Raw genomic sequence first — 20,883 nt, forward strand, 5'->3', positions numbered from 1 at the left:
TCGGGAGCATGCCTGACCTGAACAGAAGCATTCTACCATTGGCCCTTCGAGCCGTCAGCACGACCCGAATGAACCCTCGCCCATTCCGCGGTGCCGGTCGCTTCGGCAAAAGGATCGGAGCAAGCACCGTTGTTTCTCGAAGGACGAATCGTGTACAATACCGCATTCATCCGACACGCTCCGGAAGATTGGCTGATCCCCTGCCAACCCCACCGAACCGTTTCGTTACGAACCGTCGCTCAACGCAGTGACCAAGACGAGGCACGCCGTGGCCACGATCACCGAAACCGCGCCGCAGACCCGACAGAACCCGATGACCGGGGCCGAAGCCCTGGTCGAGTCGCTCTACCGGCATGGGGTCAAGGTCGTATTCGCCTACCCGGGCGGCGCCAGCATGCCGATGCACCAGGCCCTGACCCGATACCGGGACACGATCCGAACGATCTTGCCCCGCCACGAACAGGGGGGCATCTTTGCCGCCGAGGGCTACGCTCGCGTGACCGGAGAGCCTGGCGTGGTCATGGCCACCTCTGGTCCCGGCGCCCTGAACCTGGTGACCGGCCTGGCCGACGCGAAGATGGACAGCTTGCCCATCGTGGCCATCACCGGCCAGGTCCCCACCGGCGTCATCGGCACCGACGCGTTCCAGGAAACGCCGATGGTCGAGGTCAGCCGCTCGGTCACGAAGCACCATTATCTCGTCCAGGCTGCCCGAGATATTCCTCGGATCGTCAAGGAAGCCTTCCATATCGCTCGGACAGGTCGCCCTGGCCCGGTCCTCATCGACGTGCCCAAGGACATCCAGAATACGATCGTCCGCGACCCCGACTTCGACCCGCCGATGAACCTGCCGGGCTATCACCTCCCCCCGTCCCCCAGCCCGGCCCGCTTGCAAGAGGTTGTCGAGGCCATCAAGGCCAGCTCCCGGCCCATCATCTACTGCGGTGGCGGTGTGATCGCCTCCGACGCCGCCGAGGAGATGCGCGAGTTCGTCAATAAGACCGGCATTCCCGTTGCCATGACGCTTCAGGGACTCGGCTCCGTGCCGAACGACCATTACCTGTCGCTCGGCATGCTCGGAATGCACGGTACGGTTTACTCGAACTACGCGATCAATGAGGCCGACCTGCTCCTGGCCTGCGGTGTCCGGTTCGACGACCGCGTCACCGGCAAGCTCTCTGAGTTCGCCAAGCATGGCCGGATTGTCCACATCGATATCGACGCCTCGGAGATCAACAAGAACAAGGTCGCCCACATTCCCGTCCACGCCGACGTTAAGGAGGCCCTCGCCGCTCTGACTCCGATGGTTGAGAAAGGCGACTGGCGCGACTGGCACCGCCAGATCGACACCTGGCGCGCCTCCGACCCGATGACCTACCCCGACCGCGACGACGCCATCCTCCCTCAGTACGTCATCGACCAGTTCTCGAAGCTCACCCAGGGTGAGTTCCTCATGTCCACCGGCGTCGGCCAGCACCAGATGTGGGCCGCGCAGTGGACCTGCTTCAAGCATCCGAGAAGCTGGGTCACCTCCGGCGGTCTCGGGTCGATGGGCTTCGGACTTCCTGCCGCGATGGGCATGCAGGCCGCCTTCCCCGACAAGCTTGTCGTCGATATCGACGGTGACGGCTCGTTCGTCATGAACATCCAGGAGCTCGCCACCGTCCACTGCGAGAAGCTGCCGGTCAAGATGATCGTCCTGAACAACCAGCATCTCGGCATGGTCGTTCAGTGGGAAGACCGCTTCTTCGCCGGCAACCGTGCCCACACTTACCTCGGCCCGATCGACCACCCCGAGGCCACCGGGAAGGGGGCCGGAGAACTCCCGGAAGTCACCTACCCCGACCTCGTCAATGTTGCCCGAGGATTCGGCGTTGCCGCTCGCCAGGTCCGTCACAAGGCCGAGCTGATCGATGCCCTCAAGGAAATGATCGCCCATCCCGGCCCTTACGTTCTCGATGTGCTCGTTCCTTATCAGGAGCACGTCTTGCCGATGATTCCCGCCGGTATGACGGTCAAGGATATCATAAAAAGTTGACCTTCTGTTCGGTTCCCGATCTGGGAGCGAACTGCTTCGAACCCTCTTTATCAAACGGGGCCTTGAGATGACTCGGGCCCCGTTGTTATTGCGCAAACGGCTCTGCTCGATCACGATCCCGTGGTTTCGGAACCTCGGCGCAAGACCGCGGCCGGTTGGTCGGAATCCTTGTCGATTCCGACCAACCGGCCGTCAGGTCAATCCTGGGCCAACTGAATCGGGGACCCGCCCCTCAGTTGGCCCAGGCGAGTTCGTCGACCAGCAACCCATACTTCTTCATCTTCTTGTACAGGGTTGTCCGATTGATATCGAGGACCCTGGCCGTCTCCTGACGATTCCAACCCAGGGCTTTGAGCGCTTCGAGAATGATTTGCTTCTCTGGCTCCTCAAGGGCTTCCTTCAAGGGACGGATCTGGCTCAGGTCTCCCCGATAGTCTCCCGAGCCCCTACTCGTGATCGGTGCTGAGGAGAAGACCAGATCGTTCGGCTCGATCAATCGACCCCTGCAGATCAGGACGGCCCGTTCGACCACAGCCTCAAGCTCCTGAATGTTCAGAGGCCAATGGTATCTCCGCATCATGGCCATCGCCTCGGAACTGAATCCGCTGACCGTCCGATCGTTCCGCTGCGCGGCTCGGAATCGGAAGTGCTCGGCCAGCCGATCAAGGTCGGTGCCCCGGTGCCGCAAGGGCGAGAGTTTCAGGGTCGCCACACTCATCCGATACCAGAGGTCCTGACGAAACCCTCCCTTGGCCACACGATCTTCCAGATTTTCCTTGGTCCCGAAAATGAGCCGCACATCGGCTCGTTCCGGACGACTGGCTCCGATCGGCTCATACACCCCGTCTCGCAGGAGCCGGAGCAGCTTCGCTTGAAGCTCCGGACCAAGGGACGCCACATCGTCGAGGTAAAGCGTTCCCCCTTGAGCCCGTTCGATCTGCCCCGACGTTGCAGGACGGAGCATCGGCTGTTCACCGAAAAGAAATCGATCGATCTCTCCTGATGATTCTTCGGAACATCGAACTTCCACGAACGGCTCTCCCGCACGGGGACTCCGCTGATGGATGATCCGAGCCATCAAGCTCTTCCCTGTGCCTGGCTCCCCTTGAATCAAGACGGTTGCTCGGGTCGAGGCAATGGTCTCCGCCAGCTCAAGGGTCTGCCGAAGACTCTCGTCCTCTCCAATAAGGACCAACGAATCGCGGCAATGCCCTGGCTCGATTGACGACGGGGTGGTGCCGGCGGATCCATTCAGGAACGTCCAACCGTGGGCCGATTCCCGAGTGCCCGACCCTTTCGGAGCCGAATTCGACGGTCGACCATCGGTTGAGGAAGACATTGCTCCCACGGCTGTTCGAGCCGAGGGTTCGGCTTGGCCCAACGCTTGCGAGACCGCTGCTCTCAGTTGCGTGGCAGGCAAAGGGAATCGCAGGACGGCATCCGCTCCCCGCTGTCGGGCCTCCCGGGTCCGCTCGGCATCACCGACCGAAAACAGCAGGATGACCGGAAGCGCCGGGAACTTCCGCTTCATGTAGTGCAGCAGTTCCAGGCAATCCGGGTCTTCCGGCTCCACGCCCGCGACGATCAGGTCTACCCCTCCCCGTTCAAGGCGTCGAACTGCGGCCGGGTCATTCGGTGCCTCCTCCAGCTGGACAGCCAGCGTCTGGAGCATCGAGGCAAGCAGTGTGCGAGCCGACGAATCAGGGTGGATAATAAGGATTCGGTTCTCGTTCATTGGTGCTTCTCGATGCCAGCCCGCCGCCTTCGATGACGGGGCTACCAGCGTCCTTCACAAGTGGCCGAAGCCATTCGGCCGGCTCGAGCAGGGTCTGACGCAACGGTTCGAGGAATCATCGCTCTGGGGAGAGGAGGGATCACGCCGACTCAAGACATCCTGAACGCATCGACGAGATCGGCGAACATCAGCGGGAGGCCTCCCCTTGGTCCTGAGAACCAAAGGTGGCCAGAGTCGGAGCGTCACGCCCGAGGGTGGCTGCGACGATAGGCTTCGATCAGTCGCTCCCGAGAGACATGAGTGTAGACCTGGGTGGTTGTCAGTCGACGATGACCGAGCAACTCCTGCACACTTCGCAGATCGGCACCCCGGTCGAGCAAATGGGTTGCGAAACTGTGCCGCAAGGCATGCGGACTGGCGTTCGGATCAAGCCCCTTGGCCCGCAAGTGGTTTTGAAAAAGCCGGTCGACACTCCGAGTCGAGAGCCGACTGCCATAGCGGTTCAAGAAAATCGCCGGTTCGCCTGGCCGATCCGGTTGGCGGACCTCCAGCCACCGAGCCAGCCAGGCCATGGCCTCGGGACCGATCGGAGCCAGTCGCTCGCGACGCCCCTTGCCTCGGACCCGCACCGTTCCTCGTTCCGGGTCCAGATCGTCGAGGTCCAGGCCCACCAACTCGGCGACCCGGAGTCCTCCGCCGTACAGGGTTTCAAACATCGCTCGATCCCGGATCCCAAGCGGCGTTCCCGTCGGCATCCCATCGAGCAAGCTCACCACATCCTCAACACGAAGCGCCCTCGGCAACCGCTTGGGCTGTTTCGGGTTCCGAAGCCCGGCGGTGGGGTCAAGTGCCACCGAGCCTTGCCGTCGGTGGAATCGAAAAAACGAGCGAAGGCTCGCCAGCCGACGCGCCATCGTGCCAGCCGAATAGCCTCGTCCGGCCAGCCAGGCCGAGAAGGCTCGCAATCGCTTCGCGTCCACCTGAAGCGGATCCAGGTCCGCCCCGCCTCCAGTTTCGGTCAGAAATTCGGCATAAACGGCCAGGTCGCCAGCATAACCTCTCAAGGTGTGCTCCGACGCCCCTCGCTCGCGACGGAGATGGTCCAGATATGCGGAGATTGACGGATGCGTCATGGCCCACCCTTGTCTCGACCTCGCGGCGATCGCCAACTCGGAAAGGCCACCCCAATCCTCGACGACCTCTCCCATGTGTTGATCGGCTCGATGAAGGCCACCACGCGAGTTCACCTGACCGGACCCTCCAACGATCCGCACCGTTGCGTCTTCGTCCGATTCAATGCTCAGAGAAGGCCCCATCACGTGAGGAGTCATCGCTTAGATAAACCTGTTACGGGTTAAGAAAACGTAAGAACAGGTTTGTGATTGGTGTCATGGATCGACGTGATGATGTCGATGATACACAGGCTACGCGAGCAGTCGCATCGTGTGACGTAGACTCAACAGCTTTAAGACGAAAAAAGCGTTCTCAGTCCACTCCGCTGAGTTCGCCTCCTCCACCGGCTTGACAGGACGTCTTGGCTTGAACCGTTCGTTGCCACGCCTCAACAACCTTTCCAGAGCGTTGGGGGCCTTTACCGCTGAGATCACGGGTGGATCGCCACTGTTCTCGCTGGGGGACTCTCTCTCGGCAGGGCCAAGGCGGTTGGGGTGGGGAATTCGGAGGGGACGATCGAGAGGCCTTTCCTCGACCGTGGTCTCGGAGCCCCGTTGCTCCGACCCCATTCAGTTTCAGAACGGATTGCGGTGATGTGAGGAGCGTGCTAATCTCGGGAGGATAGGCGAATTTCTTCGAGACAGGTTCTAGGGAGCGTCATACGCCATGTCATCCGCAGGCGGGGGAGAAACGCTGACCCATCGCCTCATCCTTCCTCGAGACGCCAACCACCACGGCACCTTGTATGCCGGTGTCCTGCTTTCACTGGCGCTTGAGGCCGCTTATGCGACTGGCTATCGAACGCTTGGAGAACGCGCCAATCTTGTACTCAAACGCGTGCTCGACCTCCGTTGCTTCGAGCCGGTTCCCGTCGGCCGAGTGGTTGAGTTACGCGGACGAGAGGTCTACCGGACCAGGGCTCAGGTCGTGGTCGCCTTGCGCGGAATGCCGCTCGTCGGACGATCCCGAGACTGGATGGACGGCCTGATGCAGTTTGTCCAGGTCGATACCGACGGGCGTCCGGTCCCGATCGACGAATCGCTCGACGAGGCGCTTCTTCCGACCCCTGCCTCCTGGGAAGAACTCCAGCGCCGGGCTCAGCAGTTGCTGGCGGTCCGGGTCCGCCCGCATCGAACTCTCCCCGACTGATCCCAGACGCCAACACCCGGACTCTCCGGTCAATCCCCCAGGGTGCCGAGGCCGTCGTCCTCGTCCGAGACATCTTCAGGAGGCCTCAGGGGCAACTGAAAGAGAAATCGCGAGCCGACCCCGTGAGTCGACGTGACCTCGATCCGCCCGCCATGTTCCCGGACAATCTTGTCCGAGACCGGCAAGCCGATTCCGGTCCCCCTCGCTCCCTTGGTCGAGGCGAAAATCTCAAAAATGGTCGTAAGTTCCGATTCGGGGATGCCCACCCCATTATCTTCGATCGCAACCAGCACTCGATCGTGCTCGGCGTCAGCGCTGGTCGAGACGCTCACGAGGGCGTCGGGACGCCCTTCCGCGGCGTCCAGCGCATTGGTGACAACGTTCAGCACAGCGCGATGGATGCCGTCGGGATCAAGCTGCACGGTTGGCAGGTCATCGGCGGGTTGCCAGTTGAGCGTCACACCCAGCTCATCGGCCCGCGATTGCATCAGCTCGACCACGTCTCCCACAACCTCATTCAGGTCGGTCAACTCCAGGACCGGGTCTCGATCCTTCGAGAAGGAAAGCATGTCCATGACCAGGTTGTAGATCTTCGCCTGGTTCTTCTCGACAATTCCCCAGCCTCGACGGGTGATGCTTTCATCATGCTGGCTGAGCCCCATCTCAACGAGGTAACTTCCCCCTTTGATTCCCTGTAAGATGTTCTTGATATGATGGCTTAAGGTGGCGATCGTTTGGCCGACGGCCGCCAGGCGTTCGGCTTCAAGCTTGTCTCGGTAGAAGTTCGTACTCTCGATGGCCAGGCCGGACTGATGGCCAATGGCCACCATGAGCATCAGATGCTCCTGCGTGAACTTGCCGCGTGGACGGCCTCGATCCGGCCCATCGACCACCATTTCCCGAGATCCTCGCACGTCGGCGTAAAGCACGCCGAGCGTTGTGTGCCTTCCCTGGACCGGCACGCAGATCGCTTCCCGGATGCCGTAATCGACGATCGACTGCGACGGTCCGAACCGACGATCGACCGGAGCATCAAAGGTGATGACCCCCTGACCCTCGGTCAGGACGTGGTCAACGATCGACCGAGAGATCCGCATCCGTTCGTCCGGGTCCTGCACCGGTCCTCGCCAACGAACGGCCTTGGGCGTCAGCTCTCCCCGAGGGTCGAACAGGAGAATCGCCCCCCGATCCGCACCGATCGACTCAAACACCAGCTCCAGGATCTGAGGGAGCAGCGCCTCGGGGTCCAGCACATCGCTGATCGCCCGGGTTGCCTGGTACATGACCGACAGGTTCGCCAGTCGAACCTTTAACCATTCGCCGGCTGATTCAGGAGCACCAAGCATCTGCGAACCGTGCCCGACCGGCAAGCTTCGGACGATCTCCGACCGGTCCTCGGCCCGCGCCAGGGCCAGCACGTCGACCCGGTCGGTGAGGTCGTCCTTCGCCGACAGTCCCGCATCGAACACCAACACGGTCGAGCCGATCTGAATCCGATCGCCCGGCTTCAAGGCGGCTTCGTCGATCAGCTCGCCATTGAGAAACGTGCCATTGGCCGATTGGAGGTCCACGAGTCGCATTCCACCCGAGACCTCGGGACGGATCTCAGCGTGGCGTCGAGACACTTCACTGTCATGAAGCCGGATCGGAATAGAGCGCTCGCGGCCCAGTGCGGTCGGTTGCTCCGGTAGCTCGAAACGCTTGCCCCGATCGGCCCCCTGGACCACCAGCAACGAGGCCACGGCGATACTCTCCCGAGAGGGGTGGGGATGTTTCTCCGGGCCATTCCCGAACACATTTCCCTTCCGACAGGCTAGCGACGCGGTTCCGCGCTCGTCAACCCGCTCTCCAGGGGTTGTGGCTGTGATCGTCGTAACGGCACGGATGTTGCATCGGGGAGGCTCGAATCATCGATGGCAATTGATTGAGTGCGACGAGACAATCTGTCCGACACCGCCTCAAGACCTCATGTTTGTCCCTCGATGCCTGGACTTCAACCGTTGGAAACCAATGATGGATTGGACCGATCAGCTCCATTTCGGACCTTTCAAACCCCTTGAGTGGATCGAAGGGAACTTGCCAATCGAAGATCACGGCCTGATCGGCGACGGCATGACCGGAGCGCTGGTCGGTCGCGACGGGGCGATCGACTGGCTCTGCGTTCCTCGGTTCGATGCCCCTCCCGTTTTCTGCCGAATCCTCGACACGCAACGGGGCGGGGCCTTCATCGTCGCCCCCGAAAGCCTCCAAGCGTCTCGACAGTCGTATCTTGACGAGACCGGGATTCTGGCCACCGAAATGCGTTGTCCGACCGGACTCGTCCGGGTGCTCGACGCCTTGACGTTTCACCGAGGCTCGATCCTCGCTGACGACGCCCAGGCCGCCCGGGGCGAGCTCGTTCGATGCGTCGAGGTTCTGGAGGGGACCGTTCGCCTCCGGATTTCGATCGCCCCTCGCGAGCAAGCCCACCTCCATCGCGACGGCGAATCGTGGCAGATCTGGCACCCTGACCGTCCCGAGATCATCTTGCACCTCCGGGCCGATCGCCCGCTCGATGGCCCCCACACCGTGTTCGAGCTCAAGGCGGGTGACCGAATCAACCTGACCCTTCGATGGAATGGGGTTGAGAAGGATGACCGATCCACCCCCCCGTTACAGGCCATCGACGACACAATTAAAGCCTGGAAACGCTGGCTAGGATGCCTGACCTACACCGGTCCTCAAGCATCGCTGGTCCGACGATCGGCAATCACCTTGAAGCTCATGGACAATGTCGAGAACGGCGCCATTGTGGCCGCCCCCACCTCTTCGCTTCCCGAGCAAATCGGCGGCGTCCGCAACTGGGACTACCGCTACGCCTGGATTCGTGATGCCGCGTTCTCCGTTTACGCGCTCCGACGGATCGGCGTCACACAAGAGGCACGAAGCTTCCTCGCCTGGGTACTCGAGATCATTGACCGGGACGGGGGTCGGCCCCGAGTGCTCTACACAATCGACGGCCGACAACCTGAGTCGGAGTGGGAAGATCCGTCCTTGACCGGCTATCGAGGCTCCGCACCGGTCCGATGGGGCAATGACGCTGCCAATCAACGTCAGCACGACGTCTTCGGTGAGATCATCGACTGTGCCTTTCAGTGGGTCCGCCTCGAAGGACAGATTAGTGAAGGGCTCTGGAGTCGCCTTCTCCCCTTGATCGAGTCGGCACGCACCGAGTGGAACGAGCCGGATCATGGCATCTGGGAAATCCGCTCGTCAGGTCGACCCTTTACTTACTCGGCTGCGCTCTGTCAGGTTGCACTCGATCGCGGTGCCTGGATTGCGGAGCGACTCAACCTCCCCGGCGACATCGACGGTTGGCGCACGGATGCCGCCCATCTTCGCCAGACCATCCTCGAAGAGGCATGGGACCCCGAGCAAAACGCCCTGACCGAACACATCGGCGGCAAGCAGCGCAGTGGACTCGATTCCAGTGCCCTGACGCTTCCCTTGCGTCGGGTTCTCCGCGCTGATCATCCTCGGATGGTCGCCACCACCGAAGCGATTCGGCGTACCCTTGATGCCGGAAACGGACTCCTGTTCCGCTACCATCCCGAGCGATCACCCGATGGTTTGCCTGGCGAGGAGGGGGCATTCCTCCTCTGCAGCTTCTGGCTCGTCGATAACCTGACTCTCCAGGGACGAATCGACGAGGCTCTCGACCTTTACAATTCGCTGTGTGCTCGCGCCAACTCCGTCGGTCTGCTTTCCGAGCAAATCGACCCCTCCAGCGGCCGGTTCCTCGGCAATTTTCCCCAGGCGTTCAGCCACGTCGGGGTGATTACCTCCGGAGTCACGCTTTCCCGAGCGATCCAAGCCGAAAGCCGCAATCTTGGCCAGGGGACCTGATACCGTACCGGTCCCGACCGCTCGCAACACTCCGGGTCGGTCCGCTTGCCTTGCCGAGCCTCGATCGGCCGATTCTAATGAGAGAGTACGCATCGTCACGCCACCTCGCATCGGTCCGGGCAAGGCCCGTTCTGATCAAAGGTGTTTCGACGACAGGCAATTCCCGCCTGATCCCCCGCTCTCCGTTGCCGATGAGGTCCGCCCGATGGAGTTCCCGCCGATCGCCCAGGTCCGCCAGTCCGTTCCTCAGCCCCGGGTCGATGACATTCCTGGCACCGTCCGCCGCCTGATCCGCGAAAGCCGGATCACCGATCGTGTGCCGGCCGGTGGGCGTGTGGCGGTTGGGGTCGGAAGCCGAGGGATCAACACCATCTTCGTCATTGCCAAGGCGGCGATCGACGAACTCAAGGCGATGGGCTTCCACCCCTTTATTGTCGCCGCAATGGGCAGTCACGGTGGCAACACCTCCGAAGGGCAGCGCGAGCTATTGGCCGAGTACGGCATCACCCCCGATCGCCTTGGCGTCGAGGTGAAGACCGACATGGAAACGACCGTCATCGGCACCAGCCCGATCGGCCTTCCCATCCACTTCGACAATAACGCCCTGGCTGCCGACGGCATCGTTCTGCTCAACCGCGTCAAACCACACACCGACTTCACCAGCGAGTTCGAGTCGGGCATCCTCAAGATGATGGTCATCGGCCTCGGCAAGCGCGAAGGGGCCAGCCAGATTCACAAGCTTGGCCTCACCGGCATGCGGGAGGTGCTCCCGGCCGTGGGCAAGTTCCTGATCAAGAACACCCCCTTCGCGCTTGGCCTTGCCATCCTCGAAAACGCAAAGGACGAACCGGCTGAGATCGTCCCTGTCGATCCCGACACGATCCTCGACATCGAGCCTCAACTCTTGCAGCGAGCCCGAGCTTTGATGGGGCGATTGCCCTTCGATCAGATCGACGTGCTCGTCGTCGGAGAGATCGGTAAGAATTACTCCGGAGCCGGCATGGACCCCAACGTCATCGGCCGACTGATGGTCGAGACGATGCCCGACTTCGACCGCCCAAAGGTCACTCGCCTGGCCGTCCTCGATGTTTCCGAGGAAAGCCACGGCAATATCGTCGGCGTCGGCTTCGCCGACCTGGCCACCGAGCGGATCGTTGAGAAGATGGACCCCGAACCGTTTCGGATCAACGTCCTCACCTCCTGCTTCCTCGAACGTGCCCGGATTCCGATCACCTTGCCGACCGATCAGGAGGTCCTCCGAGTCTGCCTGGAAACCTGCTGGCGGATCTCCCCCGACGAGGCCCGGGTCGTCTTCATCCCCAACACCCTTGAGGTCGATCACCTCTGGGTGACTCCCGCCCTCAAGGCCGATGTCGAGGCTCACCCCCACCTCAGCTTCGAAACCGACTTCCAGTCGATCCCGCTCGACGAGGCCGGAACCCTTGATCAGGAATCCCTCTTTCCCCACAGCGTCCGAGGCCGTCGCGCTTCCGGCGCATACGTCTCCGCCTGACCGAGAGCGGGGCACCAAGGAGCCGCTTGGTGTCCCTCCCTTGCGATCGCCGGGATCAACCTTCGAACGATTTGTAGCTCTGGTCAGTCCTTGACTTCCGACTCGATTCTCTGGATGGGTTTGGTCGGGTCGAACCCTTCCAGCGGGGCATCCTCGGGGTTGAGATCAAACCGGAGCCGGCCGAAGGCCGGCGGGCCTGGAGCGCGTCGAACGGGCATCGGGGCGACAATCCGATCAGGCACGGTCTCTCCCTTCGCCAGGCTCATCGCGTTCCGATAGGCAAGAATGCCGAGCACCCGATCGTCCGCGAAGGCCGCCGCCGAGGCGAACGATCCCTGCACGATGTCGAAGCTCTGCGGGTCCACCAGGAACCCCGCCACCGACACTCCCGTTCCCTTGGGCAGTTCACTCCGCTCGATCGTCGAGCCGAGAAAACTTGTATCGTCTCCCGTCAGAACCATGGCCAGTTCCGGTCGTTCCTTCAACGTCTCCAGCACCATGTTCCCGACGTCATACTGACCTCCCGAAACAGCTTGGGGGCCGGCTCCGATCGTCTCGATCCCTGCCTCGGACAGTGCGTCAAACAGAGCCTGAGCGCGGCGATCTGCCTCGGGAAAATCCTCCGTGTACACAACCAGGGCAGGACCTTCGGACGATTTGCCCAGGGCGGTCGCGTCGGTTGCCGCAGCCTCGACCAACGTCTCAGCGGCGATCCCATAATCGCCCCGGACGATGACCGGCACCGGATCACCGTCGGCGGTCACTTGGTCGAGAATCGTTACGACCTGGATTCCGCGACTCCTGGCCTCGGCAATCGCGGGACCAAGGGTCTCGGCATCATCGACCACGACGACCATTGCCGATGTGCCCTCCTGGCTCACTCGGCGGACGAACTCCGCCATCGATTCTCCGTCACCAGCGGTCCGAACCGTGAAAATTCCATTCTGCTTTGAGGCGTCAAGCTGTGCCGCCTCTTTCCAGATCAACGGCTGCGTCTTCGGCTGGTTCGGCAGCAAAAACGTGATCCGAGGCGACCCGGTCCCCGATTTCGGGATGGCTGGCAGATCCGCCGGCCCCGAAAGACCGCCTTTCTCCCTCGTTGCAGGAGGGTTGCGTTCGTCTTGCGTCTCTCCACAACCCGCGACTAGAACAACCGGCAAGAGGGCTACCCAAACCCACATCGCCGCGGCGGACCGGCTCATCACGGAATCAATCCTCCGACCGGGAACCTTCACCGTTCGTTCCTTTGCCCTTGGAATCGAGCCTCGAGGGGGGCCTGACCGGATCTCCTTCGATCTGTCCTCGCCGTTCTCGGTGCCGATCCTACAGGCGTATTCTACGCAATCTCCCTCCCGATGCCACTGCCACCGGCTACTCCTCCTGGCGCTGATTTGTGTGACTGCCCCCGTCTCTTTTCTCGATACTCTTGTCGTGGACTTTTCCTTCTGTTCCGCTTCCTTCGAGCCGGTTCTCCCTCGATGCGCACCTCACTTCCTCCTCAACGCTTCCATCCCCGACGCCTCCTGCATCGAACCGAACCACGAAGGCTCCTCCGCGCGAAACGAACCCATTTCGGGGGCGCTCCAAGACGGAACGAACCCATTTCAATCTGCGCAACCGCAATCTCGGAAAGCAATTTCGATCAATTACAGTCAGCGCTCCGGAGCGTTCCAGAACCCGTTCCGGATCAGACCAGATTCAGTAGCCGGGCGATCAACGCCACGCTGATCCAGAGCACCTGCGTCACGGCAAGAGTCGCCAGCGCTCGAATCAGTGATCGCCGTCCGAGCCGAGCCATCGACCGGGTCAGAACCGTCTTCGGCATCGGGTCCACGAAGCGAACCACGAGCACATACGCAGGAACAAGCAGCAAGACGGGAAGGATCAGCAGGGTCCCCGTTTCACCAAGGGTCCGCATCAACCCAAACGCCAGCGCGAAGACCGCGACGATCCCCATCACGGTCCGGAGACCGAGTTGTCGGTCCTTCGCCTGGTACACCTCGGGCTGCTGCAAGGGGGTGCCTGGCAGCTCCGAGACGAGCCACCAGAGCAACCCCTGGATGGCCAACGCATGGCCGATCTTCCCGTTGCGGATCAGGGCGGGAACCTCTCTCGACGGAACGAGGTGCAGGCGCAACTCCTCTCCCTCGTCACAGTTCGGTTCGGCGACTTTCCGAGCGTTCCGAATCAGGATGGTCGTGATTCGCGAGGTCAACAGCGACGGGCACGCCCAGACGGTCCCCAGCACGATCGGCGGATCCCCTGCGTATCCGGTTTCCTCCAGAAGTTCCCGAGCCCCGGCCTGGATGGGGTCCTCGCCGGGGTCGAGCAGCCCGCCGGGAGGCTCCAGGCTCTCCGTCGCCGATCCGGCCCGGAACTGCTCGACCAGGATCAAGCGATTCTCCGGAGTCAACGCAATCACATTGACCGCATCGGCCAGGTGAACCACGTAGAAGTCATGAGCGATTCCCGAGCGGCGCGATCGGTACCGTTCCCGACGCAGTGTTATCAGCCAGTTCGATTCGAGGGTCGAGTCCCCCTCCGGCTCCCGGCTCCACGACGCCTGGGCCTGGGCTCGATCTCGCTGCGGCGGCTGGGGTTCGGTCGATGCGCTCATGGGTGGGCCTCGTCGCTAGGGTCGTCGTACGATAGCCGATCCCTGACCCATTCGGGAGCCTCAACCAAGCAGGACCTCCTCGATCACACTCGCCACACCGTCGGCTTCAAACGTCGGCGCCACAAGATCGGCGGCCTGCCGAACTGCTTCGGGGGCCTGACCCATCGCCACACCGAGCCCGGCCCCTTCGATCATCGGCAGGTCGTTCACGTCATCGCCGACCGCCACGATCTCCGACGGGTCGATTCCCCAACGGTCGGCCAGGTGCAGGACAGCCGACCACTTGCTCGCCTCCGTGTTCAACACCTCGCACATCGTTCCCGAATAGGCCGATGTATGCAGCACGAAGGTCCTCAGGATCGCGGGCGCCGCTTCGATCAGGGCCGCCTCGACCTCCAGCATGGCCTCCCGCTCCCCCACGGCAAACAGGTGGAAGTGATCCCCTTGATCGGGCCGGGTCATCCAGTCCGGATCGACCAGAGCGTACGGTCCGTTTCGCTCGACGTACTCATCGAACAGGACCCGTCCGGTCGGACGGGCGGGGATGAGGAAGTCCGGAGGCGTTTCCTCGTGATCGACGATCGAGACGGCCGGCTCTCCCAGGCGTCGCAAGACCTCCAGCACGGCTCGGGTCAGCTCCAATCCCAGGTCAGCCCGCCAGAGGGTCGCGTGGCTGCGCGTTTCCTTGACCAGGGCCCCCGAGTTACACACAACCGGCGCATCAAGGCCCAGTTGTCGAGCGATCGGCAAGGCTCTTCGATAGCGTCTGCCGGTGCAAAGGACCGGTTGAATTCCCGCCGCCGCCGCCCGAGCCACCGCTGCTGCCGTCCGGGGCCGCAAGACGCCATCCTTGCCAATCAGGGTGCCGTCCACATCGAGCGCCAGCAGCTTGTACGAGGGCATGGTCCGACTCTTCGGGACGATGGGGAGAAGCGACTTCGGCCGGTTGAGCGATGCAACCATCGTAGGCCGACGGTCCCTTACCGGCAATCACAGCACCCTGCTTCTCCCTCTCCGTTCCAGTTCGAGCGTATGATAGGTCCCAACGAGCGACTCTCCCGACCCTTCTCGGAGCCTCCGACGATGACCCTCGCGAGCCTCTTCACGATCCCCGTCGCCGCCGCGCTGCTACTCATCGCCCCATCGGGAGCCGAAACTCCGCCACCGGCCGACCTGTTCGATCGCGGGAATCTCGTCGCCTGGTGCATCGTTCCGTTCGACGCCTCCCAGCGAGGCCCCAAGGAGCGGGCCGCGATGCTCGACCGCCTTGAGCTTCGTCGCCTTGCTTACGACTGGCGGGCCGAACACCTCCCGACCTTCGAGGAGGAGTTGAACACCCTCGACCGCCACGGAATCGAGCTGACCGCCCTCTGGTTCCCGACCTCGCTCGACGACACCGCCCGGTTCTTCCTCGACACCCTTGCCGAGCACCAGCTCACCCCCCAGCTCTGGGTGACCGGTGGAGGCGAGCCGACCACCTCTCCCGAAGACCAGGCCGCCCGCCTTGCCGCCGAGGCCGATCGCATTCGCCCCATTGCCGAGGCCGCCGCCGAGATCGGATGCACCGTGGCCCTCTATAATCACGGCGGGTGGTTCGGCGAGCCCGAAAACCAGGTCGCCATCATCAAGGCCCTCGACCTGCCGAACGTCGGGATCGTGTACAACTTGCATCACGGTCACCCGCACCTCGACCGCTTTCCCACCTTGCTTGAAACGATGAAACCCCATCTGCTCGCCTTAAACCTCAACGGCATGGACCGCGATGGCGAGGCGAAGGGCCGTAAAATCCTTGTGATCGGCGAGGGGGAAGAGGATGCCCGGCTGCTCCAGACGATTCGTTCCAGCGGCTGGTCCGGACCGATCGGTATCCTCGACCATGTCCCCGAGGCCGATGCCGAGGTCCAGCTTCGGGCCAACCTCGACGGCCTGACGCGCCTGCTCGAATCGATCGACGAGAATCACTGATCGATGAAGTGGTCCGTGTGATCCCGAATCTCCGACGAACCCAGGTGATGAACGCTCGAATTGCCTTTCCTCACGGTCCCGGTCTTGGCGGGAATCCCCCCAACCCCGTATCATGTGTTGGAACTTCAAACGCGGAGCGAGGATGATTCCCGACCAGATGAAAACCGATCGAACCTTCCATTTTGTCAGCCTTGGCTGTCCGAAGAACACCGTCGATTCCGAGCGGATGCTTGGTCTACTGGCACAGGACGGCTACGTACCGGTCGCGGCTCCCGATGGTGCGGACCTGGTGATCGTTAATACTTGCGGATTCATCGACGCCGCCCGCGCGGAAAGCCTGGCCGTGATCCGCGAAATGCTCGATCGCAAGGCCACCGGACAGGTCCGGGGGGTGGTCGTCGCCGGCTGCCTGGCCGAACGTCAGAAAGACCTGCTGCTCGAAGAGGTTCCGGAGGTTGATCAGGTCATCGGCGTGTTCGGTCGAGAAGAAATCGTCAAGGCGGCCGACCGCATCCTCGGCGGGCTCGACGAGCAACGCTCAATCTTCAATCCCGCCCCGATCCGGGCGATGGACGATACCGCCCGCTTGCGGATCACCCCCCGCCACCTGGCCTACCTGAAAGTTTCCGAAGGCTGCAGCCGCTTTTGCACCTTCTGCGCGATTCCGTACATGCGGGGCAAGCATCTGACCAAACCGATCGAGGCCGTCGTGGCCGAGGCGAAGGAGCTGGCCGCCGACGGTGTTGTCGAGCTGAACCTCGTTGCCCAGGACATGACCTACTACGGTGTCGACCTCTACGGTCGCCCCCGACTGGCCGAGTTGCTCCAGGAACTGGACCAGGTCGACGGCATCCGCTGGATCCGCATTCTCTACAACTATCCAAATTACTTCACCGATGAGTTGTACGAAGTCCTCGGCTCGTCTGAAAAGATCATTCCGTACCTGGACATGCCGCTTCAGCATATCAACGACCGCATGCTCAAGATGATGAACCGTCGCCACACGCGGGCCGAGACGGTCGAGATTATCCGGCGCCTTCGCGACGTGATGCCGGGACTCGTCTTGCGAACAACCTTCATCGTCGGCTTCCCTGGCGAGACGGACGAAGAGTTCGAAGAACTTCTGGACTTCGTCAAGGAGACAAAGTTCGAACGGCTCGGCGTCTTCCCCTATTCGTTCGAACCCGATACCCCGGCCGCCAAGCTTCCCGGCCACCTGCCCGACGACATCAAGGCCCATCGTCGCGATCGGGTGATGGAGGCCCAGCAGGCCATCGCGTTTGACTTCAACGCCTCACTCGTCGGAAAAACGCTTGATGTCTTGATTGACGGCCCAGCACCCTCCCATCTCGGGCCGGGGGTCTGGGTGGGGCGATCCTACGCGGACGCTCCCGATGTTGACGGCCTTGTCTTCGTCCGCGACCGGAACCTGCGGGCAGGGGACTTGATTCCTTGCGAGATCCTCCTGACCGAAGGATATGATCTGGTCGCCCGGCCGGTGGAGGGAGCTGCCCCGAAGCGCAAGAACCGACCTCGGCCGAGGGCGAAAAAACTCCCTCCGGCATCTCCCTTTACCATCTTGCCGGGTTGACCAGCGATCACGGTCCCTCGAAGATCAGTCGCTCATGCGATGACGTTTCCTTCGATTGCATAGAGGATCCGCGATGCGAGTTGAGGCCAGTCCCAGCGCGAGCAAGCCGATCGGGGTTGTGAACATCCCGAACGCGCTCAGTGTGGCTCGCTTGTTCTTCGGGGTGGCAACGCTCTGGCTGATCGAAGTTGATTGGTACATTCCGGCGTTAGTCCTGTTCCTGATCGCGGCTGTTACTGACGCCCTGGACGGCTATGTGGCCCGACTGCTGAAGCAGGAAACAGCCTTCGGGCGGCAGCTCGATCCCATGATCGACAAGCTCTTGATTGCCTCGGTCCTGATTTTCCTGGTTGCCATTCCCGGCAGCGGCGTCGCGGCCTGGATGGCATCGGTCATCGTGGTCCGAGAGCTGGTCATTCAGTGGCTTCGCAGCATGATGGAAGGAAAAGGGGTGGCCTTCGGTGCCAAGATGGCCGGCAAGCTCAAGACGGTTGTTCAGTGTGCGGCGATCGTGGCCGCGCTTCTGACCCTCGCCCTCAGCCCCGACCCGGCCACCTGGGTTCTGATCAGTCGCGATCTCCTGATCTGGGTTGCCGTGCTTTTGACGATCTATAGTGGAGTGGAATACCTGGCCGTCGCAGCGCCGAAGCTGCGCAATATGTGATGGTGTTCCGATTCGAATGCCTTCGTTTCCTTGTCTGATCCCCGAGTGACCGACCCATGACCTGGTTCGAAGCCCTGACCCTGGCAGTGCTCCAGGGCCTGACGGAATTCTTGCCGGTTTCCAGCAGTGGGCATCTTGCGGTGGCGTCCTCCCTCTTTCACTCGCTGGGGGAGGTCGAGGATCGTCCCGATGGTCTCTTTTTTTTCGTGATGCTCCACCTAGGGACTTTGCTGGCGATCCTGGTCTTCTATCGCCGTGTGATGTGGTCAGGAGCCCGGGCGTTGTTGAGCGGAGGCGGTGTCGGGGAAACCCCCTCCCGCGCAATTGTTGTGCGGAGCGGGTTCCTGGCGTGTGTCGCGACCTTGCCGGCGGTCGTCGTCGGGCTGACTTTGAAGAGGACTGTGGACGAAGCCTTCGAGAACATCCTCGTCCCCGGTTTTGCGTTCCTTATAACGGCGGCCTTGCTGCTCTCGACCACTCGGATGAAGGCGGGGTTGAAGGGACCCGCGGAGACGACCTGGGTCGACGCCTTGCTCGTAGGCCTGGCTCAGGCATTCGCCATCACACCAGGCATCAGCCGGAGCGGTTCGACCATCGCCGCCGCCCTGGCGCTGGGGTTCTCGCGCACCTGGGCCGTAGGCTTCAGCCTTCTGATCAATGTCCCGGCGATTCTCGGGGCGTCGGTCCTGGTCGGGAAAGATCTCCGGATCGATTCCCTTGCTCCCGAGGTCATTCAGATGACTGTCCTCGCGACGATCCTCTCGGGGATTGTTGGGTATGGTGCGATTGTCTGGCTGGTTCGGATTGTCCGATCGGGTCGACTCTGGTATTTTTCTGTATACCTGGTGCTGCTTTCGGTGGTGGTGCTGGGGACTGTGGCGATGACCGGGCGAAGCACCGAGTCGAGGGAGATGACCGATGGGCAAGGCCACCGATCGGCGACTTTGGACTGGCCCGGTGGGGTCGGCCTGGTTCGATCGGGTCCGGGGACCGAAGGGGCGGGCGACGACCTGGATCGTGCCGACTCCCCTGGCTCGTGACCGCCTGGCCCGTCGGCTCGCACAGGCTCCCGTCCGGTCACCCGCTGACCAAGTCTTCTGCTGGGCCGATCTCTGGCACGACCTCCGGACCGGCGACCCTGGAGGGCCCCTCTGCCTGGCTCCGGCCGGAGTTCGGGCTGCCTTGAAAGCGGCCATCGAGCAAGCCAGGGGGAACGGAGCCTTGCCCGTTTCGACGTCGGTGGCGGATTCCTCGGGCTTTCGCCGCCGAGTCTTCCGTCGGATTGCTCGATGGATGGCCGCAGGTCGGGCACCGACCGACCTTCCCCCGCCCATCGGCGCGGTTGAGGCCGAGGTTCGAGCGGTTTACCAATGCTATCAAGATGTGCTTGCGCGACTTGGGGCCGTGGATGAGGCGGGCTTACAGTCCTATTACGCCAGCTGGCTCCACCTGACCCGAACACTTCCCCGGGCCTGGGGATCGGTTGATCGGTTGGTCGTGGTGGAACCTCCAACCGAGGATCGTCCCGTCCGGCTTGCTATTGACGCGATGCGGCACTCGATCGCTCAGTTTGGGTTGGTCCTGACCTTTGACGGAGATCTGTCCCGCGCCGAGGTTGATGCTCCGGCCGCACGATTTCGCGAACGAATGCTCGCGTGGGGGTTCCTTGAAACGTCGATCGAGCCGTCCGATGATCGCCCTGCCGGGCTTGTCTCGCTCGACCGACACCTGTTCCGAGAAGGGGAGGATGGTCAGGCTCGGGTCGATCAAGCCGAGGGACTCGCGCTTCAGGGAGCCTCGACCGGAGAGGGTCTGGCCCGTGTTGCGGCTGTCTGGGCTCGCGAACGCCTGGCCAGGGGGGAACCACCTGAGGAACTCCTGATTCTTGTCCGATCCTGGGATGAGCAGGCGTCGATCGCCGTCGAAACGCTCCGGGCCTGGGGGTTGGCCGTCGCCACCGGGAGCGATCGGCCCATCGGTTCCGACGCGGCAGTTCAGGCCCTGAAACTGGCAATGACCGTGCCGGTCGAGGACTGGGACACAGAACTCCTCGGCCGATTGCTCCGAAATGGCCGGATCCGCCCCGACTGGGACGAGGCCAGAGCGCATCCGATGGCCCTTGCTGCCACTGCCGCTGCCCTGCGCGAGGCCCGTGTCTACCGAGGTGACGATGCCATCGCCGAGGCCCTGGGCCAGATGGTTGATCACTCACCTTCGGGAACCGAAACAACCTCCAAGCCCGATTACCTTCGCCGCCATCGTCAACGCCTCGCGTGGTTGGGCGGAATTGCCCTGCCGGTCTTTGAGCGTCTATCTGAATCCCTCAAGGCCGTGGCTGTCAGCGGTTCCTGGTCGGAACAGGTCGATCGCCTGGCAGGGCTGGCGATTGATCTGGGGCTCGATCCCGAATCAGAGTCCGCACTTGGGCATCTGTTCGGCGCACTTGATGATCATGCGATGGTGCTCGATGGACTCGGGAAAGGGGGGGAATCGTGGACCTGGTCGGCGTTCGTCGCCGAGCTCGAAGCGATTCTCCAGGACTTGCCCGCCCCG

At 62.4% G+C, this 20,883-nt stretch carries 14 protein-coding genes; 8 read left to right on the forward strand and 6 right to left on the reverse strand.

What is annotated here, in order from left to right:
- Positions 1-313: 313 nt before the first annotated feature.
- Positions 314-2,038, forward strand: a complete 1,725-nt coding sequence (ilvB, locus tag HG800_RS07040) for a biosynthetic-type acetolactate synthase large subunit (protein ID WP_169975479.1) — start codon at positions 314-316, stop codon at positions 2,036-2,038.
- Positions 2,039-2,270: 232 nt separating this feature from the next.
- On the opposite strand, the gene HG800_RS07045 is transcribed toward ilvB, so the two are convergent.
- Together HG800_RS07045 and HG800_RS07050 are read right to left on the reverse strand one after the other, a co-directional pair.
- Positions 2,271-3,773, reverse strand: a complete 1,503-nt coding sequence (locus HG800_RS07045) for a sigma-54-dependent transcriptional regulator (RefSeq protein WP_169975205.1) — start codon at positions 3,771-3,773, stop codon at positions 2,271-2,273.
- A 242-nt stretch (positions 3,774-4,015) separates the two neighbouring features.
- Entirely contained in the window at positions 4,016-4,906 is an 891-nt protein-coding gene (locus HG800_RS07050) for a tyrosine recombinase XerC (protein ID WP_169975207.1), read from the reverse strand.
- Positions 4,907-5,612: 706 nt separating this feature from the next.
- On the opposite strand from HG800_RS07050, the gene HG800_RS07055 reads away from it, so the two are divergent.
- Positions 5,613-6,095, forward strand: coding sequence for an acyl-CoA thioesterase (locus tag HG800_RS07055; RefSeq protein WP_169975209.1), 483 nt, complete (start codon positions 5,613-5,615; stop codon positions 6,093-6,095).
- Positions 6,096-6,124: 29 nt separating this feature from the next.
- Here the strand turns inward: HG800_RS07055 and HG800_RS07060 are convergent, their stop codons facing one another.
- Entirely contained in the window at positions 6,125-7,837 is a 1,713-nt protein-coding gene (locus HG800_RS07060; protein ID WP_169975211.1) for an ATP-binding protein, read from the reverse strand.
- Positions 7,838-8,108: 271 nt separating this feature from the next.
- On the opposite strand from HG800_RS07060, the gene HG800_RS07065 reads away from it, so the two are divergent.
- Complete coding sequence (locus HG800_RS07065) at positions 8,109-9,980, forward strand: glycoside hydrolase family 15 protein (protein WP_169975481.1); 1,872 nt, start codon at positions 8,109-8,111, stop codon at positions 9,978-9,980.
- 205 nt (positions 9,981-10,185) lie between these two features.
- The gene (locus HG800_RS07070) at positions 10,186-11,493 is read left to right on the forward strand and encodes a lactate racemase domain-containing protein (protein WP_169975213.1); all 1,308 of its coding nucleotides are present in this window, start codon (positions 10,186-10,188) and stop codon (positions 11,491-11,493) included.
- A gap of 83 nt (positions 11,494-11,576) precedes the next feature.
- Here the strand turns inward: HG800_RS07070 and HG800_RS07075 are convergent, their stop codons facing one another.
- The 3 genes from HG800_RS07075 to HG800_RS07085 all read right to left on the reverse strand — a co-directional run bounded on the left by HG800_RS07075 (position 11,577) and on the right by HG800_RS07085 (position 15,013).
- The gene (locus HG800_RS07075) at positions 11,577-12,695 is read right to left on the reverse strand and encodes a substrate-binding domain-containing protein (RefSeq protein ID WP_169975215.1); all 1,119 of its coding nucleotides are present in this window, start codon (positions 12,693-12,695) and stop codon (positions 11,577-11,579) included.
- Positions 12,696-13,180: 485 nt separating this feature from the next.
- A complete protein-coding gene (locus HG800_RS07080; RefSeq protein ID WP_169975217.1) occupies positions 13,181-14,110 on the reverse strand; it encodes an NUDIX hydrolase in 930 nt (309 codons plus the stop codon).
- A 60-nt stretch (positions 14,111-14,170) separates the two neighbouring features.
- The gene (locus HG800_RS07085) at positions 14,171-15,013 is read right to left on the reverse strand and encodes a Cof-type HAD-IIB family hydrolase (RefSeq protein ID WP_169975219.1); all 843 of its coding nucleotides are present in this window, start codon (positions 15,011-15,013) and stop codon (positions 14,171-14,173) included.
- A gap of 180 nt (positions 15,014-15,193) precedes the next feature.
- Between HG800_RS07085 and HG800_RS07090 the strand changes: the two genes are divergently transcribed.
- The 4 genes from HG800_RS07090 (at position 15,194) to HG800_RS27265 (ending at position 19,370) form a co-directional block, all read left to right on the forward strand.
- On the forward strand, positions 15,194-16,075 hold the full coding sequence (locus HG800_RS07090; RefSeq protein ID WP_169975221.1) for a sugar phosphate isomerase/epimerase family protein: 882 nt from the start codon (positions 15,194-15,196) through the stop codon (positions 16,073-16,075).
- A gap of 157 nt (positions 16,076-16,232) precedes the next feature.
- Entirely contained in the window at positions 16,233-17,666 is a 1,434-nt protein-coding gene (rimO, locus tag HG800_RS07095) for a 30S ribosomal protein S12 methylthiotransferase RimO (protein ID WP_206352155.1), read from the forward strand.
- A gap of 73 nt (positions 17,667-17,739) precedes the next feature.
- The gene (pgsA, locus tag HG800_RS07100) at positions 17,740-18,330 is read left to right on the forward strand and encodes a CDP-diacylglycerol--glycerol-3-phosphate 3-phosphatidyltransferase (RefSeq protein ID WP_169975225.1); all 591 of its coding nucleotides are present in this window, start codon (positions 17,740-17,742) and stop codon (positions 18,328-18,330) included.
- Positions 18,331-18,386: 56 nt separating this feature from the next.
- A complete protein-coding gene (locus HG800_RS27265; RefSeq protein ID WP_235963377.1) occupies positions 18,387-19,370 on the forward strand; it encodes an undecaprenyl-diphosphate phosphatase in 984 nt (327 codons plus the stop codon).
- Positions 19,371-20,883: the final 1,513 nt, after the last annotated feature.

The sequence above is a fragment of the Tautonia rosea genome (assembly GCF_012958305.1).
Classification (GTDB): domain Bacteria; phylum Planctomycetota; class Planctomycetia; order Isosphaerales; family Isosphaeraceae; genus Tautonia; species Tautonia rosea.

What these genes read in the sequence shown, in the direction of transcription:
- ilvB (WP_169975479.1), top strand. Translation starts at nt 314, where the DNA reads ATGACCGGGGCCGAAGCCCTGGTCGAGTCGCTCTACCGGCATGGGGTC.
- HG800_RS07045 (WP_169975205.1), bottom strand. Translation starts at nt 3,773, where the DNA reads ATGAACGAGAACCGAATCCTTATTATCCACCCTGATTCGTCGGCTCGC.
- HG800_RS07050 (WP_169975207.1), bottom strand. Translation starts at nt 4,906, where the DNA reads ATGACGCATCCGTCAATCTCCGCATATCTGGACCATCTCCGTCGCGAG.
- HG800_RS07055 (WP_169975209.1), top strand. Translation starts at nt 5,613, where the DNA reads ATGTCATCCGCAGGCGGGGGAGAAACGCTGACCCATCGCCTCATCCTT.
- HG800_RS07065 (WP_169975481.1), top strand. Translation starts at nt 8,109, where the DNA reads ATGGATTGGACCGATCAGCTCCATTTCGGACCTTTCAAACCCCTTGAG.
- HG800_RS07070 (WP_169975213.1), top strand. Translation starts at nt 10,186, where the DNA reads ATGGAGTTCCCGCCGATCGCCCAGGTCCGCCAGTCCGTTCCTCAGCCC.
- HG800_RS07075 (WP_169975215.1), bottom strand. Translation starts at nt 12,695, where the DNA reads ATGAGCCGGTCCGCCGCGGCGATGTGGGTTTGGGTAGCCCTCTTGCCG.
- HG800_RS07080 (WP_169975217.1), bottom strand. Translation starts at nt 14,110, where the DNA reads ATGAGCGCATCGACCGAACCCCAGCCGCCGCAGCGAGATCGAGCCCAG.
- HG800_RS07085 (WP_169975219.1), bottom strand. Translation starts at nt 15,013, where the DNA reads ATGCCCTCGTACAAGCTGCTGGCGCTCGATGTGGACGGCACCCTGATT.
- HG800_RS07090 (WP_169975221.1), top strand. Translation starts at nt 15,194, where the DNA reads ATGACCCTCGCGAGCCTCTTCACGATCCCCGTCGCCGCCGCGCTGCTA.
- rimO (WP_206352155.1), top strand. Translation starts at nt 16,233, where the DNA reads ATGAAAACCGATCGAACCTTCCATTTTGTCAGCCTTGGCTGTCCGAAG.
- pgsA (WP_169975225.1), top strand. Translation starts at nt 17,740, where the DNA reads ATGCGAGTTGAGGCCAGTCCCAGCGCGAGCAAGCCGATCGGGGTTGTG.
- HG800_RS27265 (WP_235963377.1), top strand. Translation starts at nt 18,387, where the DNA reads ATGACCTGGTTCGAAGCCCTGACCCTGGCAGTGCTCCAGGGCCTGACG.